The 20,466-nt window shown below is 72.6% G+C and carries 15 protein-coding genes; 8 read left to right on the top strand and 7 right to left on the bottom strand.

Going from position 1 to position 20,466, the window contains the following annotated elements; translation table 11 throughout:
- Window positions 1–6 precede the first annotated feature (6 nt).
- A complete protein-coding gene (locus tag APR03_RS15550; protein ID WP_308216505.1) occupies window positions 7–696 on the bottom strand; it encodes a TetR/AcrR family transcriptional regulator in 690 nt (229 codons plus the stop codon).
- Window positions 697–764: 68 nt separating this feature from the next.
- Between APR03_RS15550 and APR03_RS15545 the strand changes: the two genes are divergently transcribed.
- From APR03_RS15545 to APR03_RS15525, 5 genes are all read left to right on the top strand, one after another.
- Window positions 765–1,664: an alpha/beta fold hydrolase gene (locus tag APR03_RS15545; RefSeq protein WP_253837043.1), complete on the top strand. Its 900-nt coding sequence runs from the start codon at window positions 765–767 to the stop codon at window positions 1,662–1,664.
- 62 nt (window positions 1,665–1,726) lie between these two features.
- Window positions 1,727–2,344: a hypothetical protein gene (locus tag APR03_RS15540; protein WP_253837042.1), complete on the top strand. Its 618-nt coding sequence runs from the start codon at window positions 1,727–1,729 to the stop codon at window positions 2,342–2,344.
- A 410-nt stretch (window positions 2,345–2,754) separates the two neighbouring features.
- A complete protein-coding gene (locus tag APR03_RS15535; RefSeq protein ID WP_253837041.1) occupies window positions 2,755–3,795 on the top strand; it encodes a multicopper oxidase domain-containing protein in 1,041 nt (346 codons plus the stop codon).
- 31 nt (window positions 3,796–3,826) lie between these two features.
- Window positions 3,827–7,819, top strand: coding sequence for a ThuA domain-containing protein (locus APR03_RS15530; protein WP_253837040.1), 3,993 nt, complete (start codon window positions 3,827–3,829; stop codon window positions 7,817–7,819).
- A gap of 35 nt (window positions 7,820–7,854) precedes the next feature.
- Window positions 7,855–9,765 (top strand): cupredoxin domain-containing protein, encoded by a 1,911-nt coding sequence (locus APR03_RS15525; protein WP_253837039.1) that lies wholly within the window; start codon window positions 7,855–7,857, stop codon window positions 9,763–9,765.
- 101 nt (window positions 9,766–9,866) lie between these two features.
- On the opposite strand, the gene acnA is transcribed toward APR03_RS15525, so the two are convergent.
- The 4 genes from acnA to APR03_RS15505 form a co-directional block, all read right to left on the bottom strand.
- Window positions 9,867–12,626, bottom strand: a complete 2,760-nt coding sequence (acnA, locus tag APR03_RS15520; protein ID WP_253837038.1) for an aconitate hydratase AcnA — start codon at window positions 12,624–12,626, stop codon at window positions 9,867–9,869.
- Window positions 12,627–12,768: 142 nt separating this feature from the next.
- Window positions 12,769–13,596, bottom strand: a complete 828-nt coding sequence (locus APR03_RS15515; RefSeq protein ID WP_253837037.1) for an SGNH/GDSL hydrolase family protein — start codon at window positions 13,594–13,596, stop codon at window positions 12,769–12,771.
- Window positions 13,597–13,645: 49 nt separating this feature from the next.
- The gene (locus tag APR03_RS15510; RefSeq protein WP_253837036.1) at window positions 13,646–15,028 is read right to left on the bottom strand and encodes a class I SAM-dependent RNA methyltransferase; all 1,383 of its coding nucleotides are present in this window, start codon (window positions 15,026–15,028) and stop codon (window positions 13,646–13,648) included.
- A gap of 63 nt (window positions 15,029–15,091) precedes the next feature.
- A complete protein-coding gene (locus APR03_RS15505) occupies window positions 15,092–17,089 on the bottom strand; it encodes an APC family permease (RefSeq protein WP_253837034.1) in 1,998 nt (665 codons plus the stop codon).
- Between the two features lie 83 nt (window positions 17,090–17,172).
- Between APR03_RS15505 and APR03_RS15500 the strand changes: the two genes are divergently transcribed.
- Window positions 17,173–17,826, top strand: a complete 654-nt coding sequence (locus APR03_RS15500; RefSeq protein WP_253837228.1) for a potassium channel family protein — start codon at window positions 17,173–17,175, stop codon at window positions 17,824–17,826.
- Window positions 17,826–18,491 (top strand): potassium channel family protein, encoded by a 666-nt coding sequence (locus APR03_RS15495; RefSeq protein WP_253837033.1) that lies wholly within the window; start codon window positions 17,826–17,828, stop codon window positions 18,489–18,491. Before APR03_RS15500 ends, APR03_RS15495 begins: the two co-directional genes overlap by 1 nt.
- Here APR03_RS15495 and APR03_RS15490 read toward each other — a convergent pair.
- Complete coding sequence (locus tag APR03_RS15490; RefSeq protein ID WP_253837031.1) at window positions 18,488–19,069, bottom strand: TetR family transcriptional regulator; 582 nt, start codon at window positions 19,067–19,069, stop codon at window positions 18,488–18,490. The two genes, APR03_RS15495 and APR03_RS15490, sit on opposite strands and share 4 nt — an antisense overlap.
- Window positions 19,070–19,183: 114 nt before the next feature.
- Between APR03_RS15490 and APR03_RS15485 the strand changes: the two genes are divergently transcribed.
- On the top strand, window positions 19,184–19,645 hold the full coding sequence (locus APR03_RS15485) for a hypothetical protein (RefSeq protein WP_253837029.1): 462 nt from the start codon (window positions 19,184–19,186) through the stop codon (window positions 19,643–19,645).
- Between the two features lie 21 nt (window positions 19,646–19,666).
- On the opposite strand, the gene APR03_RS15480 is transcribed toward APR03_RS15485, so the two are convergent.
- Window positions 19,667–20,434, bottom strand: a complete 768-nt coding sequence (locus APR03_RS15480) for a DUF3159 domain-containing protein (protein ID WP_253837027.1) — start codon at window positions 20,432–20,434, stop codon at window positions 19,667–19,669.
- Window positions 20,435–20,466 lie beyond the last annotated feature (32 nt).

Here is a 20,466-nt window from a genome sequence, read left to right as displayed (position 1 = left end):
ACGACCCTAACCCGGCCCAGGAGTGCTGCCGGCCAGGGCGTCGGGGTCGGCGCCGTGCGCCACCAGGAGGGCGCGCGCGGCGGCGAGCGCCCTGTCGTAGACGGCGTCGTCGCCCAGCAGCAGGGACCGGTCGTTGGCGGCGTTGAGTACCGCGCCGACCTCGAAGGCGACCTGCTCGGGGTCGGTGTCGGCGGCGAGCTCGCCGGCGTCGACCGCGAGGCGCGCGTGGTGCACCAGGTAGGACTCCCAGGTGCGCTGTGCCGCGACGACGGCGTCGCGCACGGCGCCCTGCCGCATGTCGAACTCGACCTCGACGGTGCGGAAGAAGCACCCGCCGCGGAACACCCGCGCCCGGGAGTACTCGGTCCAGGCCAGCAGCAGTGCCCACAGCCGGGGCAGGCCGCGCCGGGCGCCGCGGGCCGGGACGATCACGTGCTCGGTGTAGATCTGGCGGGCGCGCTCGACGGTGGCGAGCTGCAGCCCCTCCTTGGACCCGAAGAGGCCTGCGACGGCACTCTTGTTGACGGGGCCGGACGCCGCCAGAGCGCCGAACGACAGCGCGTCCAGGCCGCTCACGGATGCCTCCTGGACGGCGGTGTCGAGCACGACGCGGCGGGTGCGGTCGCCGCGCAGGCGCCGCCCGTCGGTCTCCGGTGCCGGCCGTGCACCCGTCCCGGTGCCCCGTCCCATGGTCATGGTGGAAAGTGTACGACCGTTCGGATACTATCCGTACGGTCGTCCAGACACTTTCGACAGGAGCCCCCATGCCCCGGATCCACCCCGCCGTCCGCGCCGCGTTCCGGACGACGGGCCGCCTGGCGCCATCCCTCGCCGTGACGGCCGCCTACCGGCTGTTCCGCACGATCGGCCCCCGCACCCCGGTGCGCGAGGCGGACCGCGCCACCCACGAGCGGGCGCGACGCGGCGAGCTGCGCGTCGCGGGCGAGCGGGTCGCCACCTACGCGTGGGGCGACCCGGCGGGCAGCCCGGTGCTGCTCGTGCACGGCTGGCAGTCGCGCGCGTCTCGGTTCGCGCGCCTCGTGGACGACCTGGAGCAGGCGGGCCACCACGTGCTCGCCTTCGACGGCGTGGCCCACGGCGACTCCACCGGACGACGCACGACGATCCTGGACCACCTCGCGATCGCCCGCCGGATCGCCGACGACGCCGGACCGTTCGCCGGCGTCGTCGGCCACTCGTTCGGCGGGCTCGCCGCGGGCATCGCCCTTGCGGAGGGCCTGCCGGGCGCCGTGCTCGCGACCGTGGCCGCCGTCCCGTCGTTCAGCGCCCTGAACGCGGGCTTCCTGCGGACCATCGACATGCCGCCCGCGCTGGACGCCCGGCACGCCGCGCTGGTCGCTGCCCGACTGTTCCCCGCGGACCGCGACCCGGTGGACCGGTTCGACCTGTTGCGCCACCCCGCCCCGGCACCCGCGCTCTTCGTGCACGGCACCCGCGACCGCGAGGTGCCGGCCGCCGCGGCCCGGGCGCTGCACGCCGCACACCCCCGCAGCCGGCTGCTCGAGGTGGACGCCGGGCACAACAGCGCGCTCGACGAGGCGGCCGCGCGCGCCGCGGTCGTGGGCCACGTCGCGGCCGGCGGTGGTGAACACCGCGTGAACGTCGCGCGACATCACCAGCGGGATACGCAAAACCTTCCCTGACCTGCGGAAACGATCTAGGCTTCCGCCCGGTTTGTGCCGTTTTTCCGGGTGGAGGGAAGACCATGGAGCACGCGAGCGATCATGCCCTGGCAGCGACGGCGGCGGGGCTCCTGGCCGCCGCCTGGTTCGGCTGGACCGTACGCCACTCAGGCCCCTGGACCCGCGTGCTGCCGGTCGCCGGGGCGGCCGCCGCGGCGGCCCTGGCGACGGCCGGCGCCCTGGCCGCCGTCCGGGCATGGTCCGACGGCACCGTGGTGACGGGCGGCGTGGTGGCCATCTACGCCGCGGCACTGCTGGTCCACGCGGGGCTCACGCGGCTGTGCACCGGCCTCCTCGCCAGCAGGTACCGCCGGGCGGTGGCCGCGGCGAAGGACGACGCCAAGGCCGGGGTCACCGTGGGCAAGTCCCGCGTGCACCTCATCCCGACGGTCGTCGCCGTCTCGACGGGCCTCCAGCTCGTGGTGATCGCGGACACCCTCGACGTGCCGGCCCTGTACCTCGGCGGCGCGGCGGGTGTCGCCGTCGCGCTGCTCGCCTGGCCGCTGGGGTGGGCGCTGCGTCCGCTCACCCGCCCCCGGCTGGCCCGGCCCACGGTGGCCCTGGTGCACCCGCTGACCGGCCTGCTCACGGGCGCGACCCTGGTCGCGACGGGCCTCTGGGTGCTGCTGCCCGCTCTGTGACGCCTCGCGTGGGGGTGGAAGGTGCGCGCGAGCAGCAGTCTCACCACCCCTTTTACCCGTGCGAGCCGATGAAGTCTGGCGATTGTCCGTCATCTTTTGCTTGACACTCGGCAGAAGTCGCCATAGGTTCACAAAGCCACTTTGTGGTGCACACCACGCATGCGAGCCAACCCTCGCCATCCCGGCAAGGCGGCCGCATGGGTCATGAGGGCGTGGCCGTCGCCGCTGACGGCCACGAGCCGACGTCCTGGGAGGGAACGACGATGTGGTCCACCTCGTGACACCGCTGTCAGCTGCCCCCATCCCTCCCGATCCCTGTCTCGCCGGGCCGGCCCGACCGCCCGCCCGGCGGTGTCGAACGGAGACGCATGCCTGAGAACAGCTCTGACACCCGAACCATGCGGGGCGGCGTGTCCCGCCGTACGGTCCTCACCGGGACGCTCGCCGGCCTGATGGCCCCGACGGCAGCCCTCGCGCTCGGCGCCGACAGCGCGGTCGCGGCCGGACCCGGGCCGATCACCACGCTGGGCACCACCCGGCACATCACCATCTACGCGGAGAAGCTGTCCGGCGGGCAGTACGGATACGGCCTGGCCCCGGGCAAGGCCACGATCCCCGGACCGCTGCTGGAGATGTGGGAGGGCGACACCCTCCAGATCGAGCTGGTGAACAACACCGACAAGCGCCTGTCCATCCACCCGCACGGCGTGGACTACTCGACCGACTCCGACGGCAGCCCGTTCAACGCGTCCTTCAACGAGCCCGGCGAGACGCGCACGTACACCTGGCGCAGCCACGTGCAGACCCAGCTCGACGACGGCCACTGGGTGCCGGGCAGCGCCGGCTACTGGCAGTACCACGACCACGCGATGGACGGCGAGCACGGCACGGCGGGCCTGCGCGCGGGCCTGTACGGCGGCCTGATCGTGCGCCGCAAGGGCGACGTGCTGCCGGACCGCACCTACACGGTCGTGTTCAACGACATGACGATCAACAACAGGTCGGCGCCGGACACCCCGATGTTCGAGGCGAACCTGGGCGAGACGGTGGAGTTCCTCGCCATCGGGCACGGGGACCAGTTCCACACGTTCCACCTGCACGCCCACCGCTGGGCCAACAACCGGACCGGGTACCTCACCGGGCCCGACGACCCCAGCCAGGTGATCGACACCCGCGACCTCAACCCCGGCGACTCGTTCGGCTTCCAGGTCAAGGCCGGGCAGCGGGTGGGCGCGGGCGCCTGGATGTACCACTGCCACGTCCAGTTCCACTCGGACGGCGGCATGGCGGGCATCTTCCTGGTGCGCAACGCCGACGGCTCCATGCCCGAGGGCGCGCAGGACGCCATCGACCGGTTCCACGACCACGGGAGCCACGCCGCGGCGTCGGACACGAAGGCGGACACGAAGGCAGGCACGGACGCCGAGGCCTCGGGCCACTCCGGCCACTGACCAGCACGCACTCACGCGCAAGGGAGCAGTGATGGAACGGACATTACGACGCAGGACACGCGGGGCGGCCGCCTCGCGCAGAACGGTACGGGGCGCGTTCGCCGCGCTCGCCGGAGCGGCGCTCGTCGTCAGCATGGCGACGGTGCCCGCCCAGGCGCAGCGCACCGCGGTCGCGGACACCGCCCCGGTGGCGGCCGCGCAGGACGCCGCGGACGTCACGGTGCTGGTGTTCTACGGGGCACCGGCACAGCAGAAGGACCCGGTCACGACCGCCGTCAAGACCTTCCGTGAGCTCGGCGCCCAGAACGGGTTCACCGTGCACACGGCGAGCGACCCGAAGGTCTTCACCGCGAAGAACCTCGCGGACTACCGCGGCGTGGTCTTCCTCTCCGCCGAGGGCGTCGAGCTGAGCACGGCCCAGGAGGACGCGCTCAAGGGGTACGTCCAAGGTGGCGGCGGCTTCCTCGGCGTGCGCGACGCCGCGCGCGCCCAGGACCGTTCGCAGTGGTTCACCGGGCTGATCGGCACCCGGCCGGCCGGCAACCTGCCGGACCCGCTGGAGGTCGCGAGCGTCACCGCGAGCGCCGAGAACCCGCCGAACGAGGACGCCCCGAACCTGATCGACGGCGACACCAACACCAAGTGGCTCGCGTTCGAGCCGACGGCGGTCATCGACCTGGAGCTGGCGGAGCCCGCCGTGGCCACGCGCTACGCGCTGACGTCGGCCAACGACTTCGCCGGCCGCGACCCGCAGGCCTGGACGCTGCAGGGCTCGACCGACGGCGAGACGTGGACCGACCTGGACGCGCAGGAGGGTCAGGAGTTCCCCGACCGGTTCACGCCGATGGACTACCGGTTCGAGAACGAGACGGCCTACCAGCACTACCGGCTCGACATCACGGCGAACGCGGGCGACGACCTGACGCAGCTCGCCGAGATCGAGCTGTTCGACGCGTCCGCCGAGGAGGAGCCCGACCCGGTGGTGCCGGTGCAGGAGGCGACGGTGAACGTCGTCGACCGCGACCACCCCGCCAACGAGGGGCTGCCGCTGAACTGGACCCGCTCGGACCGGTGGCTGAACTGGTCGCCGAACCCGATCGGCGACGTGCACACCGTCGCGCAGGTGCAGGAGTGGGACTACGACCCGGGCAAGGGCGCGAACGGCGCCTTCCACCCGATCTCGTGGTGCCGCGACTACGACGGCGGCCGGTCGTTCTACACGGGCATGGGCGGCACGACGGCGAGCTACGCCGAGGAGGACTTCCGCGCGCACCTGCTGGGCGGTCTGCTGTGGTCCACGGGCATGGTGCGCGGCGACTGCCAGGCGACCATCGCGGCGAACTACGAGGCCGAGCGCCTGACGGCGCAGAACGCCTCGGGCCAGCTGGACCAGATCGGTGAGCCGCACGGCCTGACGGTGGCGCCCGACGGCGGCGTCTTCTACATCGGCAAGGCCGCGTGCCCGTCCGGGCCGGTCGTGCCGTGGGAGGACCCGGACGTGGGCCTGGGCTGCGGCACGGTGCACCGCTGGGACCCGGAGTCGGAGTCGACGACGCTGCTCACCACCCTCGACGTGATGGGCAACCGCGGCAGCGGCAGCGAGCTGGTCAAGAACGAGGAGGGTCTGCTGGGCATCACGCTGGACCCGAACTTCGAGGAGAACCAGTGGGTCTACCTCTACTGGATGCCGCACGAGTCGATCGACGTGGAGCGGCGCGTGGGTCAGCGGACCGTCTCGCGGTTCACGTACGACGCCGAGGCGAACACCATCGACCAGGCCACGCGCGTGGACCTGCTGCACTGGGACACGCAGATCCACAGCTGCTGCCACGCGGGCGGCGGCATGGACTTCGACAACGACGGGAACCTGTACATCGGCTCCGGTGACAGCAACTCGTCGGGCGGCTCGGACGGCTACTCGGGCAACAACTGGACGCAGGAGTTCGCGGGCATCTCGTTCCAGGACGCGCGCCGCACGGCGGGCAACACGAACGACCTGAACGGCAAGATCCTGCGGATCCACCCGGAGCCGGACGGCACGTACACGATCCCGGAGGGCAACCTCTTCCCCGAGGGCGAGTACCCGGCGGACAAGACGCGGCCGGAGATCTACGTCATGGGCGTGCGCAACATCTCGCGCCTGGCCTACGACAAGGAGAACGACTGGCTGACGGCCGCCTGGGTGGGGCCCGACGCGAGCCTGCCGAACCCGGAGCTCGGCCCGGCCAAGTACGAGACCGCCACGATCATCACGTCGGCGGGCAACCAGGGCTGGCCGTACTGCATGGGCGACGGGCAGCCGTACCGTGACCGGAGCAACGAGGACGCGAGCGTCCTGACCGGCTGGTACGACTGCGACAACCTGAAGAACACCTCGCCGCGCAACACCGGCCTGGTGGACCTCCCGCCGGTGCGGGACAACATGATCTGGTACTCGCCCAGCGGCGGCGGCCCGGTCTTCCCGATCGGCGAGGACGGCATCCCGTCGTACGTCGACGAGGAGGCCACGTACACGCAGCCGTACCTGCGGGGCGGCGGCCAGGCCATCATGGACGGCCCGACCTACCACCGGTCGCAGGTCGACACCGACAGCGGTGTGGCGTGGCCGGAGTACTGGGACGACAAGTGGTTCATCGGTGACCAGTCGAACGCGAACAACCGGATCGCCGTCACGGTGAACCCGGACACCGTCGACGAGGCCGGTCCCCCGGTCTTCGCCGAGGACCTGCGCCAGATCGTCCGCGGCGGCAACGGGAACGCCGCCGTCGAGCAGTGGATGGACGCCAAGTTCGGTCCGGACGGGGCGCTCTACCTGCTGGACTACGGCGGGGGCTTCTTCTCCCTGACCAACCGGCAGAAGCTGGTCCGGATCAGCTACACGGGCGGCCCGGCCACGCCGGTCCCGGCCGGGTCCGGCGCCAGCGTGCAGAGCGACCCGCTGACGGTCGCCTTCACGGGCAGCCCGTCTGGCGGCGTCTCCTACGCCTGGGACTTCGGCGACGGCAGCACCTCGACCGAGGCGAACCCGCGGCACACCTACGCCCGCGTGGGCAGCTACGAGGCGACGCTGACGGTGACCTACGCCGACGGCGAGACCACCACGGTCGACGTGCCGGTCACCACCGAGTGCACCATCCCGGACGACCGGGCCACGGTGCACGTCGGCGAGGTGGACAGCACGGTCGCCAACGACGACCTGGGCGGCTGCACCATCAACGACCTGGTCCGGGACGAGGCCGAGTGGGACACCAACGGCCGGTTCGTGAACCACGTGACCGCGGTGGCCGACCAGCTCCTCGCGGACAAGGTCGTGACCAAGAAGGAGCGCAAGGCCCTGGTGGCCGCCGCGCAGGAGTCCGGCATCGGCGGGGAGAACGCCCCCACCGGCTACCGGTGGCTGTTCGACGGCACGGCCGAGTCGCTGGCCGGCTGGCGGCAGGCCCCGGGCGGCAAGTTCGACCTGAAGCCGGACGGCTCCATCCTGGCCACGGGCGGCCTGGGCATGCTCTGGTACCCGGGCGAGGAGCTGGGCGACTTCTCGCTCAAGCTCCAGTTCAAGGACACCGCACCGGAGGGGCGCAGCGCCAACAGCGGCGTGTTCACCCGGTTCCCGGACCCGCGGCTGCCGCGTGACGAGCAGCCCGAGTGCGGGCAGGGCACCGACGACGAGGCCTGGGTGGCGATCTACTGCGGCCACGAGATCCAGATCTACGACGGGGCCACCGGAGAGCCGCAGAAGACGGGCTCGGTGTACAACTTCGACCCGAACACCCTCGACCAGGCCGGGGTGACCCCCAAGGGCGAGTGGAACGACTACGAGATCCAGGTGGTCGGCCAGCAGTACACGATCATCCGCAACGGCGAGGTCATCAACGAGTTCGAGAACTCGCCGGGCAAGGAGTCCTCGCGTGCGGGCGACCCGCCCACGGACCTGCGGCAGTTCCTCGAGGGGTACATCGGCCTGCAGAACCACAGCGACGCGGACGCCATGGAGTTCCGCAACATCCGGGTGCGTGACCTGTGAGCACGCGGGCGGAGACGAACAGGAGAGGTAGGCCCATGAGACAGAAGCTGTCCCGCCTCCTGGCGGGGGTGGCGGTCGGTGCCCTCGTGGCGCTGCCGCTGGCCTCGACCGGAGCCGCGGCCGTGGAGCCCAAGGACGAGGGCGTGACCGCGTGGTCTCCCCCGGCCGGGAGCGCGCCGAAGGCGCCCGAGGCCGCGACGGCGGCCGACGGCGCCGCCGCCGAGGTCGCCGGCCAGGTGCTGACCTGGACGGCGAGCGCCAGCGTGACGCAGTACGCGTCGGCGCCGGCCACCGCGACGGCGGGGCCGACGACGATCGTCTTCGAGAACAGCACGGCGACCGGCAACAACATCGCCATGAGCCACACGCTGACGTTCGACACCAGCACGCCGGGGTACAACCACGACGTCACGCTGGACATCCTCGCCAACCCCCTGGACAGCAACGGGGGCCGCTACGAGGCCGAGGTCGAGCTGACCCCGGGCACGTACCGGTACTTCTGCGCCATCCCGGGGCACGGCACCATGGTGGGCGAGCTCGTGGTCACCGACGGCCCGGGCGAGGACACCACGGCCCCGGTCGTGACGGCGCAGGTCGCCGGGCAGCAGGACGGTGACGGCGCCTACATCGGGTCGGCCACCGTGAGCCTGGCGGCCGAGGACGACGCCTCGGGCGTCGCCTCCGTCGAGTACGCGCTGGACGGCGGCGACTACGTGCCCTACGGCGAGCCGGTCGTGCTCGACGAGCCGGGCACGTACACGCTGACCCACCGGGCCACGGACAACGCGGGGAACGTCTCCGAGCCCGGCTCGGTGGAGGTCACCGTGGTGTCCGCCGACGGCGAGGACACGACGGCGCCCACGGTCACGGCCGAGGTGACCGGCGATCTCGACGAGGACGGCGCCTACGTCGGCACCGCGACCGTCAACCTGTCGGCGCTGGACGCCGGCTCGGGTGTGGCGAGCGTGGAGTACGACCTGGACGGCGCCGGGTACGCGGCCTACACGGACCCCGTGGTGGTCGACGCACCGGGCGAGCACACGGTCACCTACCGGGCCACGGACAACGCCGGCAACGTCTCGCAGGAGGGTTCGGCGACGTTCACCGTGGTGGAGCCCTCGCAGGAGGACACCACTCCCCCGACCGTGACGGCGCACGTCATGGGCGAGCAGGACGGGGACGGCGCGTACGTCGGCTCGGCCACCGTGCACCTGATGGCCGAGGACGAGGCGTCCGAGGTGACGAGCGTCGAGTACGACCTGGACGGCGCGGGCTGGACCGACTACGGCGACCCCGTGCTGGTCGATGTGACCGGCTCGCACACGCTGACGTACCGGGCCACGGACGCGGCGGGCAACACGTCGGAGCCGGGTTCGGTGGACGTCGTGGTCGTGGGCGGGGCGGACCCGCCGGACGTCACGCCGCCGATCGCGTCGGCGCAGGTCGACGGCGACCAGGACGACTACGGGGTCTACCTCGAGGTCGCGACGGTGTCGATCAGCGCGCGGGACGACGAGTCCGGGGTGGCGTTCGTCGAGTACGCGTTCGGCGACACCGCGTTCCGGGAGTACACCGGCCCGTTCGACGTCACCGACCCGGGGGCGCACGCGCTGGCCTACCGGGCCACGGACAACGCCGGGAACGTGACCCGCACCGGGACGCTGCGCTTCTCGGTGTCCCGGTCCACGATCGACGCGTGCCCCGTCTCCGACGAGCGCCCGACGGTCATCATCGGCAACAAGGACAGCAAGGTCGCCAACGTCGACACGGGCAACGGCTGCACCATCGCCGACCTGGTCGACGCGGACGGGGCGTGGATCAGCCACAGCGCCTTCGTCCTGCACGTGACGCAGGTCGCCGACCAGCTCGACGACGTCGACCTCATCACGCCGCAGGAGGCCACGAAGCTGATCCGGGCCGCCCGCCAGTCCGACGTCGGCCGCTGACCCACCCCGCCGAGATAGAACTGCAGCGAGATAGAACGAGAGCTGCCGCCCACCCTTCCGGGGTGGGCGGCAGTTCTATCTCGCTGCAGTTCTACTTCGGGTCAGGCGACCAGGGAGCGGAGCACGTACTGCAGGATGCCGCCGTTGCGGTAGTAGTCCGCCTCGCCCGGGGTGTCGATGCGCACCACGGCGTCGAAGGCGACCTGCGAGCCGTCGGCCTTCGTGGCCGTGACCGCCACCGTCTCGGGCGTGACGCCCTCGTTCAGCGCGGTGACGCCCGCGATGTCGAAGACCTCGGTGCCGTCCAGGCCCAGCGACTCGGCGTTCTGGCCGGCCGGGTACTGCAGCGGCAGCACGCCCATGCCGATGAGGTTCGAGCGGTGGATGCGCTCGAAGCTCTCGGTGATGACGGCCTTGACGCCCAGGAGCGCGGTGCCCTTGGCCGCCCAGTCGCGCGACGAGCCCGAGCCGTACTCCTTGCCGCCGAGCACCACGAGCGGGGTGCCCTGCGCGGCGTAGTCCTGCGCGGCGTCGTAGATCGTGTCCTGCGCGTTCTTGACGAAGTTGAAGGTGAAGCCACCCTCGACGCCCGCTCCGCCGTTCTCCGAGGCGAGGAGCTGGTTGCGCAGGCGGATGTTCGCGAACGTGCCGCGGATCATGACCTCGTGGTTACCACGACGCGAGCCGTAGGAGTTGAAGTCGCGGCGCTCGACGCCGTGCTCGGCGAGGTACTTGCCCGCCGGGCTGTCCGCCTTGATGGAGCCGGCCGGGCTGATGTGGTCGGTGGTGACCGAGTCGCCCAGCTTGGCCAGCACGCGCGCGCCGGTCACGTCGGTGACGGGGTCGGGCGTCATGCCCATGCCGTCGAAGTACGGGGGCTTGCGCACGTAGGTCGACTCCGCGTCCCAGGCGAACGTGTCGCCCTCGGGGGTCTCCAGCGCCGCCCAGCGCTCGTCGCCCTTGAACACGTCGGCGTAGTCGGACTCGAACATCTTGCGGTCGATCGAGGACGCGATGGTGGCCTCGACCTCCTCGGGCGAGGGCCAGATGTCGCGCAGGAACACCGGGTTGCCGGCCTCGTCGCGGCCCAGCGGGTCGTGCTCGAAGTCGAACTCCATGGTGCCGGCCAGGGCGTAGGCGATGACCAGCGGCGGGGAGGCCAGGTAGTTCATCTTGACGTCCGGGTTGATGCGGCCCTCGAAGTTGCGGTTGCCCGAGAGCACCGAGACGACCGACAGGTCGTGGTCGTTGACCGCCTCGGAGACCTTGTCGTCCAGCGGGCCCGAGTTGCCGATGCAGGTGGCGCAGCCGTAGCCGACCAGGTGGAAGCCCAGCTTCTCGAGGTACGGCCAGAGGCCGGCCTTCTCGTAGTAGTTGGTGACGACCTGCGAGCCGGGGGCCATGGAGGTCTTGACCCAGGGCTTGGAGACGAGGCCCTTCTCGACCGCGTTCTTGGCGAGCAGCGCGGCGGCCAGCATGACCGACGGGTTCGAGGTGTTGGTGCAGGACGTGATCGAGGCGATCGCGACCGCGCCGTGGAACAGCTCGAACTCCTTGCCCTCGCTGTTGGTCACGTGCACGTGCTTGCGGCCGTTCGCGGCGGGCGCCGGGGAGTCCGAGGCGGGGAACGACTCGCGGCCGGCCTCGTCCACGTCCGCGAAGTCGGGCGCGTAGTTCGGCAGGTCGTGCAGGAACTGCTGCTTGGCGCTGGTCAGCTCGATGCGGTCCTGCGGGCGCTTCGGCCCGGCGATCGACGGGACGACGGTCGACAGGTCGAGCTCGAGGTACTCCGAGAACACCGGCTCGGGCGAGTCGGCGTCGAGCCAGAGGCCCTGCTCCTTGGCGTAGGCCTCGACGAGGGCGAGCTGCTCCTCGGAGCGGCCGGTCAGGCGCAGGTAGTCGACCGTGACGGAGTCGATCGGGAAGATCGCGGCCGTCGAGCCGAACTCGGGCGACATGTTGCCGATGGTGGCGCGGTTCGCGAGCGGCACCTGGGCCACGCCCTCGCCGTAGAACTCGACGAACTTGCCGACCACGCCGTGCTGGCGCAGCATCTGCGTGATCGTGAGCACCACGTCGGTGGCGGTCACGCCGGCCGGGATCGAGCCGTTCAGCTTGAAGCCCACGACGCGCGGGATGAGCATCGAGACCGGCTGGCCGAGCATCGCGGCCTCGGCCTCGATGCCACCGACGCCCCAGCCCAGCACGCCCAGGCCGTTGACCATCGTGGTGTGCGAGTCGGTGCCGACGCAGGTGTCGGGGTACGCGCGCAGCGCCCCCTCGACCTCGCGGGTCATGACCGTGCGGGCCAGGTACTCGATGTTGACCTGGTGCACGATGCCGGTGCCCGGCGGCACGACCTTGAAGTCGTCGAACGCGGTCTGGCCCCAGCGCAGGAACTGGTAGCGCTCGTGGTTGCGCTGGTACTCGAACTCGACGTTGCGCTGGAACGCGTCGGCGCGGCCGGCGACGTCGATCTGCACGGAGTGGTCGATGACCATCTCGGCGGGGGCCAGCGGGTTGATCCGGGTCGCGTCGCCGCCGAGCGCGGCCACGGCCTCACGCATGGTGGCGAGGTCCACGACGCAGGGCACGCCGGTGAAGTCCTGCATGATCACGCGCGCCGGCGTGAACTGGATCTCGGTGTCGGGCTGCGCGTCCGGGTCCCAGGACGCGAGGGCGCGCACGTGGTCGGCGGTGATGTTCGCGCCGTCCTCGGTGCGCAGCAGGTTCTCGGCGAGGATCTTCAGCGAGTACGGGAGGCGCTCGGTGCCCTCGACCGCGCTGAGCCGGAAGATCTCGTAGGACTTGCCGGAGACCTCCAGCGTTCCCTTTGATCCGAACGTGTCCACGGTGCTCACTCTGGCTCCTTTGCGGGGCTGACGGTGCGTCGGCTCTCACGAGGCGCTGTCGTCGCGCGATGGAGCCGTCGCGGGGGTTCCAGGGGGCTTCACCCAGCCTAGGCCGGGCTGCTCCGCCCAGCATAACGCATTTATCTTGACGTCAAGATATCTGCGTGACGACCCGGCGCGCGATCGCGGCGTAGCCCTCGTCGGTCACGTGGATCCCGTCGGCGTCGAGGTGGTCGCGGCGCACCACGTTCGGGTCGATGAGGGACACGTACGTGGCGCCGTAGCGCTCGGCCGCCGCCCGCACCGCGCTGTCCAGGGCACGGGCCTCCAGCCCCACCGCCCAGGGCGTGGAGGGGCCGACGGCGATAATCCGCGCGTCCGGGAAGCGCCGCGCGGCGAGCGCGTAGGTCTCGTCGACCGCCCTGAACACGGTGCCCGGCTCGGTGCGCAGCTCGTCGAAGTCGTTCTGCCCGCCCGCGATCACCACCACGTCGATGCGCTTCGGGTACTTCACGGACCGCAGCTGCTCGGCGTAGGACAGCAGGCCGCGGCCCGGGTACCGGGTCACGAACCCGGTGCCGCCGTCGGCGACGTTGCGCTCGGTCCAGTGCATGGTGCCGGCCACGAGCGAGCTCCACCGGGCGTCCGGCGTGGAGGCCCGCTGGCCGGCCGTGTAGGAGTCGCCCACGAACAGGGCGATCGCCGGCTTGGCCCCGGTCCGGGGCAGCGGCGCCGTCGGGGTCGGCAGCGGGGTGGGCAGCGCCGTCTCCCCCGTGGCCACCCGGTCGGGCGTGGAGCCGGGCGTGGGCGAGACCGCCGCGGCCGGCATCGCCGTGGGCACCGCCACCGCCGTGTCGCCCGCGACGTAGCTGCCGCCGCCGAGGAACATGCCCACCACCACGGCCAGCACGAACGCCGCCGCCACCCCGACGGCCAGCGCGCCGCCCACCACCCACCGCTTCACGATGCCTGTCCGCACGACCCGCATCCTATGCGCCTCGACGGGGGTGTTTTGTCCATATTGCCCGTCAGCCCCGCCGGTCCAGCACGGCCACGGCCTCGACGTGGTGCGTGTGCGGGAAGAGGTCGAACCCGCGTACGCCGGACAACGTGTACCCGTGCGCCGCGAGGTAGCCCACGTCGCGCGCCAGGGCGGCCGGGTCGCAGGCCACGTACACGATCCGGCGCGGGTCGCGCGCGGCGATCGCGTCGACCACCGCGCGGCCGGCACCCGTGCGCGGCGGGTCCAGCACGACGACGTCGGCCGCGGGGACGTCCCCGGCCAGCACCTGCTCCACGGCGCCCACCTCGAGCCGCACCTGGTCGAACGCGTGCGCGTTGCGGCGCGCGTCCTTCACGGCGCGCTCGTCGCCCTCGACGGCGATCACCCGCCCCTGCGGGCCGACGGCGTCCGCGAGCGGGAGCGTGAACAGCCCCGCTCCGGAGTACAGGTCCAGCACGGTCGCCCCGGCGAGCTCCCCCGCCGTCGCGCCGGTCGCGTCGAGCACGGCGCCCGTCAGCAGGGCCGGCGCGGCGCGGTGCACCTGCCAGAAGCCGTCGGCCGCCACGCGGTAGCGGTGCGTACCCCACGGCCCGGACACGACCTCGGACACCGAGCGGCGGGCGTTGGCCCGCGGGTCCGGACGGCCGCGGCGCCACGGCGCGCCGTCCACCAGCAGCAGCGGGTCGCCCTCGGACGGCGCCACGAGCCGCAGGTGCGCGCCCGGCGTCCAGAGGCGCGTGAACACGTCCTCCGCCACCGCGAACTCCGAGAGCTCGGTCGTGGCGAGCGGCATCTTCTTCAGCGCCACGACCCGGTGGCCGCGGTGCGCGCGCATGCCGGCGTGGCCGTCGGCGTCCGCCACGAGCTCGATGCGGGTGCGGTAGTGCAGCCCGCGGCGCTCGTCGTCGCCCGGCGCCGCCTCCACCGTGACCTCGCGCTCGAGCCACTCGGGGTCGATGCGGGCCAGCCGCTGGAGCTGCTCGATCAGCACGGTGCGCTTCCAGTGCCGCTGGGCGGCCATCGCGACGTGCGACAGCTCGCCGCCGCCCGCACCGTCCGGCCCGGCCGCGGGCCACGCGGGCTCGACGCGGTCGCCGGACGCCTCGAGCACCTCGACGGCGTCGGCCCGCCAGAACGTGGGTCCGCCCTCGGTGACGCGGGCGCGCACCCGCTCGCCCGGCAGGGCGTGGCGGACGAAGACCACCCGGCCGTCCAGGCGCGCGACGCAGTGGCCGCCGTGCGCCACGGGGCCGACCTCCAGCTCGACCTCGCGGCCCACCGCGGGGTCCGGGACGTCGCTCACGCGACGGGCGCGGCCCGGCCGCGGGGAACGCTGCGGACGGCGGCGCGGGCGGCCGCCCGACTCCGGGTCGGCGGGCGCGGTGCGGCGGTCGGGGTTGCGGGGCATGTGCCCAAGTATCTCCCACGGCCCCCTCCCGCACCGACCGCCGGCGCCGTGACGTCCGCCGCCCTACATGCGCCGCCCGCGCAGGAAGGTGTCGCCCTCCAGACCCGTGTGCCCGCGCGACGAGGCGAGCTGCCAGGGCACCGACGCGACCACGACGCCCGGCGTGAACAGCAGGCTGCCCTTGAGCCGCAGCGCCGACTGGTTGTGCAGCAGCTGCTCCCACCAGTGGCCCACCACGTACTCGGGGATGTAGACGATGACCAGGTCGCGCGGCGACTCCCGGTGCAGCGAGCGCACGTACTTGACCACGGGCCGCGTGATCTCGCGGAACGGCGAGTCGAGGATGCGCAGCGGCACGGGCAGGTCCAGGGCGTCCCACTCGGCCACGAGGCCGTCGACGTCCTCGCGGTCCACGCCCACCGTGACCGCCTCCAGCACGTTGGGCCGGGCGGCGCGCGCGTAGGACAGCGCCCGCAGGGTCGGCTTGTGCACCTTGGAGACCAGCACCACGGCGTGCACCCGGCTGGGCAGCGCGCGGGCCGCGGAGACGTCGTCCAGCGCGAGCTCGTCGCGCACCCGGTCGTAGTGCCGGCGGATGGACCGCATGAACACGAACAGCACGCCCATCGCGAGCAGCGTGATCCACGCGCCGTGCGTGAACTTGGTGACCAGCACGATGACCAGGACGGCGCCCGTGAGGCCGAACCCGACGCCGTTGACCAGCCGCGAGCGCCGCATGCGGCTGCGCACCACGGGGTCGTGCTGGGTGCGCAGCTCGCGCGTCCAGTGCCGCAGCATGCCGAGCTGGGACAGCGTGAACGACACGAACACGCCGACGATGTAGAGCTGGATGAGGCGGGTGACCTCGGCGTCGAACAGGACGACGAGCACGATGGCCGCGACGGCCAGGGTGATGATGCCGTTGGAGAAGGCGAGGCGGTCGCCGCGGGTGTGCAGCTGGCGCGGCAGGTAGCCGTCGCGGCCCAGGATCGAGCCGAGCACGGGGAACCCGTTGAAGGCCGTGTTGGCGGCGAGCACGAGGATGAGGCCGGTGACGGCGGAGACCGCGTAGAACGCCGGCGGGAAGCCGGAGAACACGGCCTCCGCGAGCTGGCCGATCACCGGGATCTGGACGTAGTGGTCCGAGACCGGCTGGCCGTCCAGCGTGAGCTGCTCGTGCGGGTCCTCGGCGAACTGCACGCCGGTGGCCTGGGCCAGCAGGAGGATCGAGATGATCATCGTGGACGAGATCGCGCCCAGCAGCAGGAGCGTGGTGGCGGCGTTGCGCGACTTGGGGCGGCGGAAGGCGGGCACGCCGTTGCTGATGGCCTCGACGCCGGTCAGCGCGGCGCAGCCGGACGCGAACGCGCGGGCCAGGAGGAAGGCGCCGGCGAGGCCCACCAGGCCCTGGTCGAACGCCGCCTCGCCGGACAGCTCGAACTCGGCGCTGGTGGCCCGCGGCAGGGTGCCGGAGAAGTAGCGGAACGCGCCGGTGACCACGAGCGCGCCGATGGCGGCCATGTAGCAGTAGGTCGGGATGGCGAAGGCGGTGCCCGACTCCCGCACGCCGCGCAGGTTCACGAGGGTGAGCAGCGCGACGGCGACGACGGCGGCGAGCGTCTCGTGCCCGCGCAGGCCCGGCAGGGCGGCCGACGCGTACTGGGCAGCGGACGAGATCGACACCGCGACGGTGAGCACGTAGTCCACGAGCAGGGCCGAGGCCACGCCGATGCCCGCCGTCGGCCCGAGGTTGGTGGTGGCCACCTCGTAGTCGCCGCCGCCGGAAGGGTAGGCGCGCACGTTCTGGCGGTAGGAGGCGACCACGATGAGCAGCACCACGACCACCACGAGACCGACCCACGGCGAGAACGCGAGCGCGGCGATCCCGGCCAGCGAGAGGGTCAGGAGGATCTCGTCCGGCGCGTAGGCCACGGACGACAGCGCGTCCGAGGCGAACACCGGCAGGGCGATCCGTTTGGGCAGCAGCGTGTGCCCCAGGCTCTCGCTGCGCATGGGGCGGCCGACCAGGAGGCGTTTGGCCGCATCGACGATGTCCGACACGTTGGACGACTCTATGCCCGTCGCGACCCGCCCGCCGCAGTGCCCGCGGGCGCGGTAGCGTTCCGTCCGTGCACTTCGTCATCATGGGCTGCGGCCGCGTGGGCTCCAGCCTCGCCCAGGAGATCGAGGGCCGCGGGCACTCCGTGGCCGTCATCGACCAGAACCCGGACGCGTTCCGGCGCCTGCCCGCGGAGTTCTCCGGCAAGAAGGTGACGGGCGTGGGCTTCGACCGGGACACGCTCGTGCAGGCGGGGATCGAGGACACGTACGCGTTCGCCGCGGTGTCGGACGGCGACAACTCCAACATCCTGTCGGCGCGGGTGGTGCGCGAGACGTACGGCGTGGACAACGTCGTGGCGCGCATCTACGACCCGCACCGCGCCGAGATCTACCAGCGGCTCGGCATCCCCACGGTCGCGACCGTGCGCTGGACGGCCGACCAGGTGCTGCGCCGCATGCTCCCGCTGGGCTCGACCGACGAGTACGTGGACCCCTCCGGCACGGTGCGCCTGGCGCAGATCGACTACCACCGGCGGTGGGTGGGCCGCCCCGTGCTCGCGGTCGAGGCCGCGACGGGCGCCCGGGTCGCGTTCGTGACCCGCTACACCGCGGCGGTGCTCCCGACGCCGGACGTCGTGCTCCAGGAGAACGACGCGCTGCACCTGCTCATGACGGCGGACGCGTCGGCCGACGTCGAGCGCATCCTCACCGCCGCCCCGCCCGCCGAGGAGGACTGATGCGCGTCGTCATCGCGGGTGCGGGCTCGGTGGGCCGGTCCATCGCGCGGGAGCTGCTCAGCCACGACCACGAGGTCACGCTCATCGACAAGAGCGCCGCGGCCATGCGGGTCTCGCAGGTGCCCGAGGCGGAGTGGCTGCTCGCGGACGCGTGCGAGCTGCCCGCCCTGGAGAAGTCCGGGACGGAGCAGGCCGACGTCGTGGTGGGCGCGACCGGCGACGACAAGGTGAACCTGGTGTTCTCCCTGCTGGCCAAGACGGAGTTCGGGGTGCCGCGCACCGTGGCGCGCGTGAACAACCCGAAGAACGAGTGGATGTTCGACCAGTCGTGGGGCGTGGACGTCGCGGTGTCCACGCCGCGCATCATGACGGCCATGGTCGAGGAGGCGGTCGCGGTGGGCGACCTGGTGCGCATCTTCAGCTTCCACCAGTCGCGGGCCGACATCCTGGAGCTCACGCTGCCCGCCGACTCGCGCGTGGCCGGGACGCGCGTGGGCCAGGTGGTGTGGCCCGCCGACGTGACGCTCGCGACCATCGTGCGCGACGGCCGGCCGCTCGCGCCCAGCGGCGACGACACCCTGGAGGCGGGCGACGAGCTGCTGCTCGTGGCCGGCGCCGACGCCGACACCGACGCCCTGCAGCGGCTGCTGGTGCCGAAGGACTAGTCGCCCCGCCCCCAGACGGCGCGCAGCGGGCGCAGGCCGTCCTCGACGTACCCGGCGATGGGGCGCGCGCCGCCGTCGTCGTACCAGGTCTCGAGCGCCGCGAAGTACCCGAACGCGAGCGCCTGGGCCGCGACGCGCGCCTGCGCGGCGTCCAGCCCGGCCGGGCCGTCGGTGAGGTGCGGGGCGATCCGGCGGGCGGCGCGGTCCATGGCCGCGAGAGCGGCCGAGCGCACGGACGGCTCGGTGAAGAAGTACCGCACCCGGCGCCAGGGGCCCTCGCCGGCCGGCTCCTGCGGCGCCTCGTAGCGGCGCACGGCCTCGACCAGGCTGGTCACCGGGTCGGCGGGGTCCACCAGGTCCGCCAGCCCGGCGGGGCTCATGGTGTCGAGCTCGTCGGCAACGAGCAGGCCCTCCTTGGTGCCGAAGTACCGGTACACCGACGACGCCGAGACCTCGGCCGCCGCGGCGATCTCCTCGATGGTGACCGCCCCGAAACCCCGCTCGTCGAACAGGTCGAGCGCGCGCTCCTGGATGGTGCGCATCGCGGTGCGCCGCCACTGCTCACGAAGTCCTGCCATGCGGTGAGCGTAGCGGTTCTGACAGTGACTTCCAGAAACGCCTTGACTTCGCGGTTGTTGGGAGCGACATTCGTACAGACAGTCACTCTCAGAACGACAGACGCAGGAGGCATCATGTCCGAGTCCCTGACCACCACCCGCCCCGCCGACCGGCACCGCGCCGCGCTCGGCGCCCTGGTGGCCGGGCTGGTCCTGACGGTGCTGGCCACGGTCTACCCGTACGTCGACCGGGCCACGACGGGGCTGCTCGCCCGGCACGTCGCGGCGTCCTACCCGGCCTACGGCGGCGCGGAGGTCGACGCCGCGGTGACCGCCTACCTGGCGATCCTGACCACCGTCGGCGTGCTCGGTGTCGCCACGTGGCTCGTGGTCGCCGGCGCCGCGCGCGCCGGGAAGCGGTGGGCACCGTGGGCAGCCGCGCTGGCTCTGGCCGGGGCGGTCTGCTGGAGCGTCGCGGCCCTCACCGTGACCGACACGTCCGGGGACGTCGGCCTCGCGCCCGCGCTGGGCTGGCTCCAGGCGCTGCCCTGCGTCGCGGGGGCCGTGACGGTGGTGCTGCTGTGGCGCCGGCGGTGACCGGGCCGGGCCCGCCGGGCCCTACCGGGCCGCCGGTGCCTTCGGGCGTCGCACGACGTACCAGGTCAGGTACAGCACGAGCGCCCAGAGCGGCACGCCGAGCAGCAGGTGGAACGTGCCCAGCCACGCGATGTCGCCGGCCAGGTAGAGCGGCGTCTTGACCGCCAGGCGCAGGGCGAACAGCCCGACCCAGAGCCAGGTGGCGATCGTGTAGGTGCGCACCAGGCCCGGGTCCTGCCGCCAGGCGGTCAGGGCGGCGAAGGGCGACGGCGCGTCGCTGTCAGGGTCCCGGTTCGCCTCGGCCCGCACCGCGTCCGGCGTGAGGCCGGCCCGCAGCCCCTCGACGACGTAGCCGACGGCGGGGCGCCGGGCGAGGATCGTGCCCAGCAGCACGACGAGGTACGCGGCGTTGAGCAGGAGACCGCCCGCGTAGTAGTTCTCCGCCTCGCCGGACGTCCACGCCCAGACGACGCCGATCGCGATGCCGAGCAGGCCGCCCAGGGCCTGCGTGACGGGCGTGCGCTGCACGAGCCGGGCCGCGACCAGCACCACGGCGGCGACCACCGACGCGATCAGCGGGACCATCAGGTCGTTGACGATCACGAAGGCGACCACGAACACCAGGCCGGGCAGCACCGCCTCGACCAGGCCGCGCACGCCGCCCACGGCCTGCGCCGCCGAGAACTCGTCGCCGGTGAGGGCGCGCACGCCCCGCGCCGGGGCCTGCCCCTGCTGCGGGGACTGCGGCTCTGACTGCGGGGGCACGTCGCCACGTGCGGGTTCGCTCATGGGCCCCATTGTGCCGTGCTCGGCGGGGTGCT

It is taken from the genome of Promicromonospora thailandica (assembly GCF_024171955.1).
Taxonomy (GTDB): domain Bacteria; phylum Actinomycetota; class Actinomycetes; order Actinomycetales; family Cellulomonadaceae; genus Promicromonospora; species Promicromonospora thailandica.
This window is presented reverse-complemented; position numbering and strand designations above follow the sequence as displayed.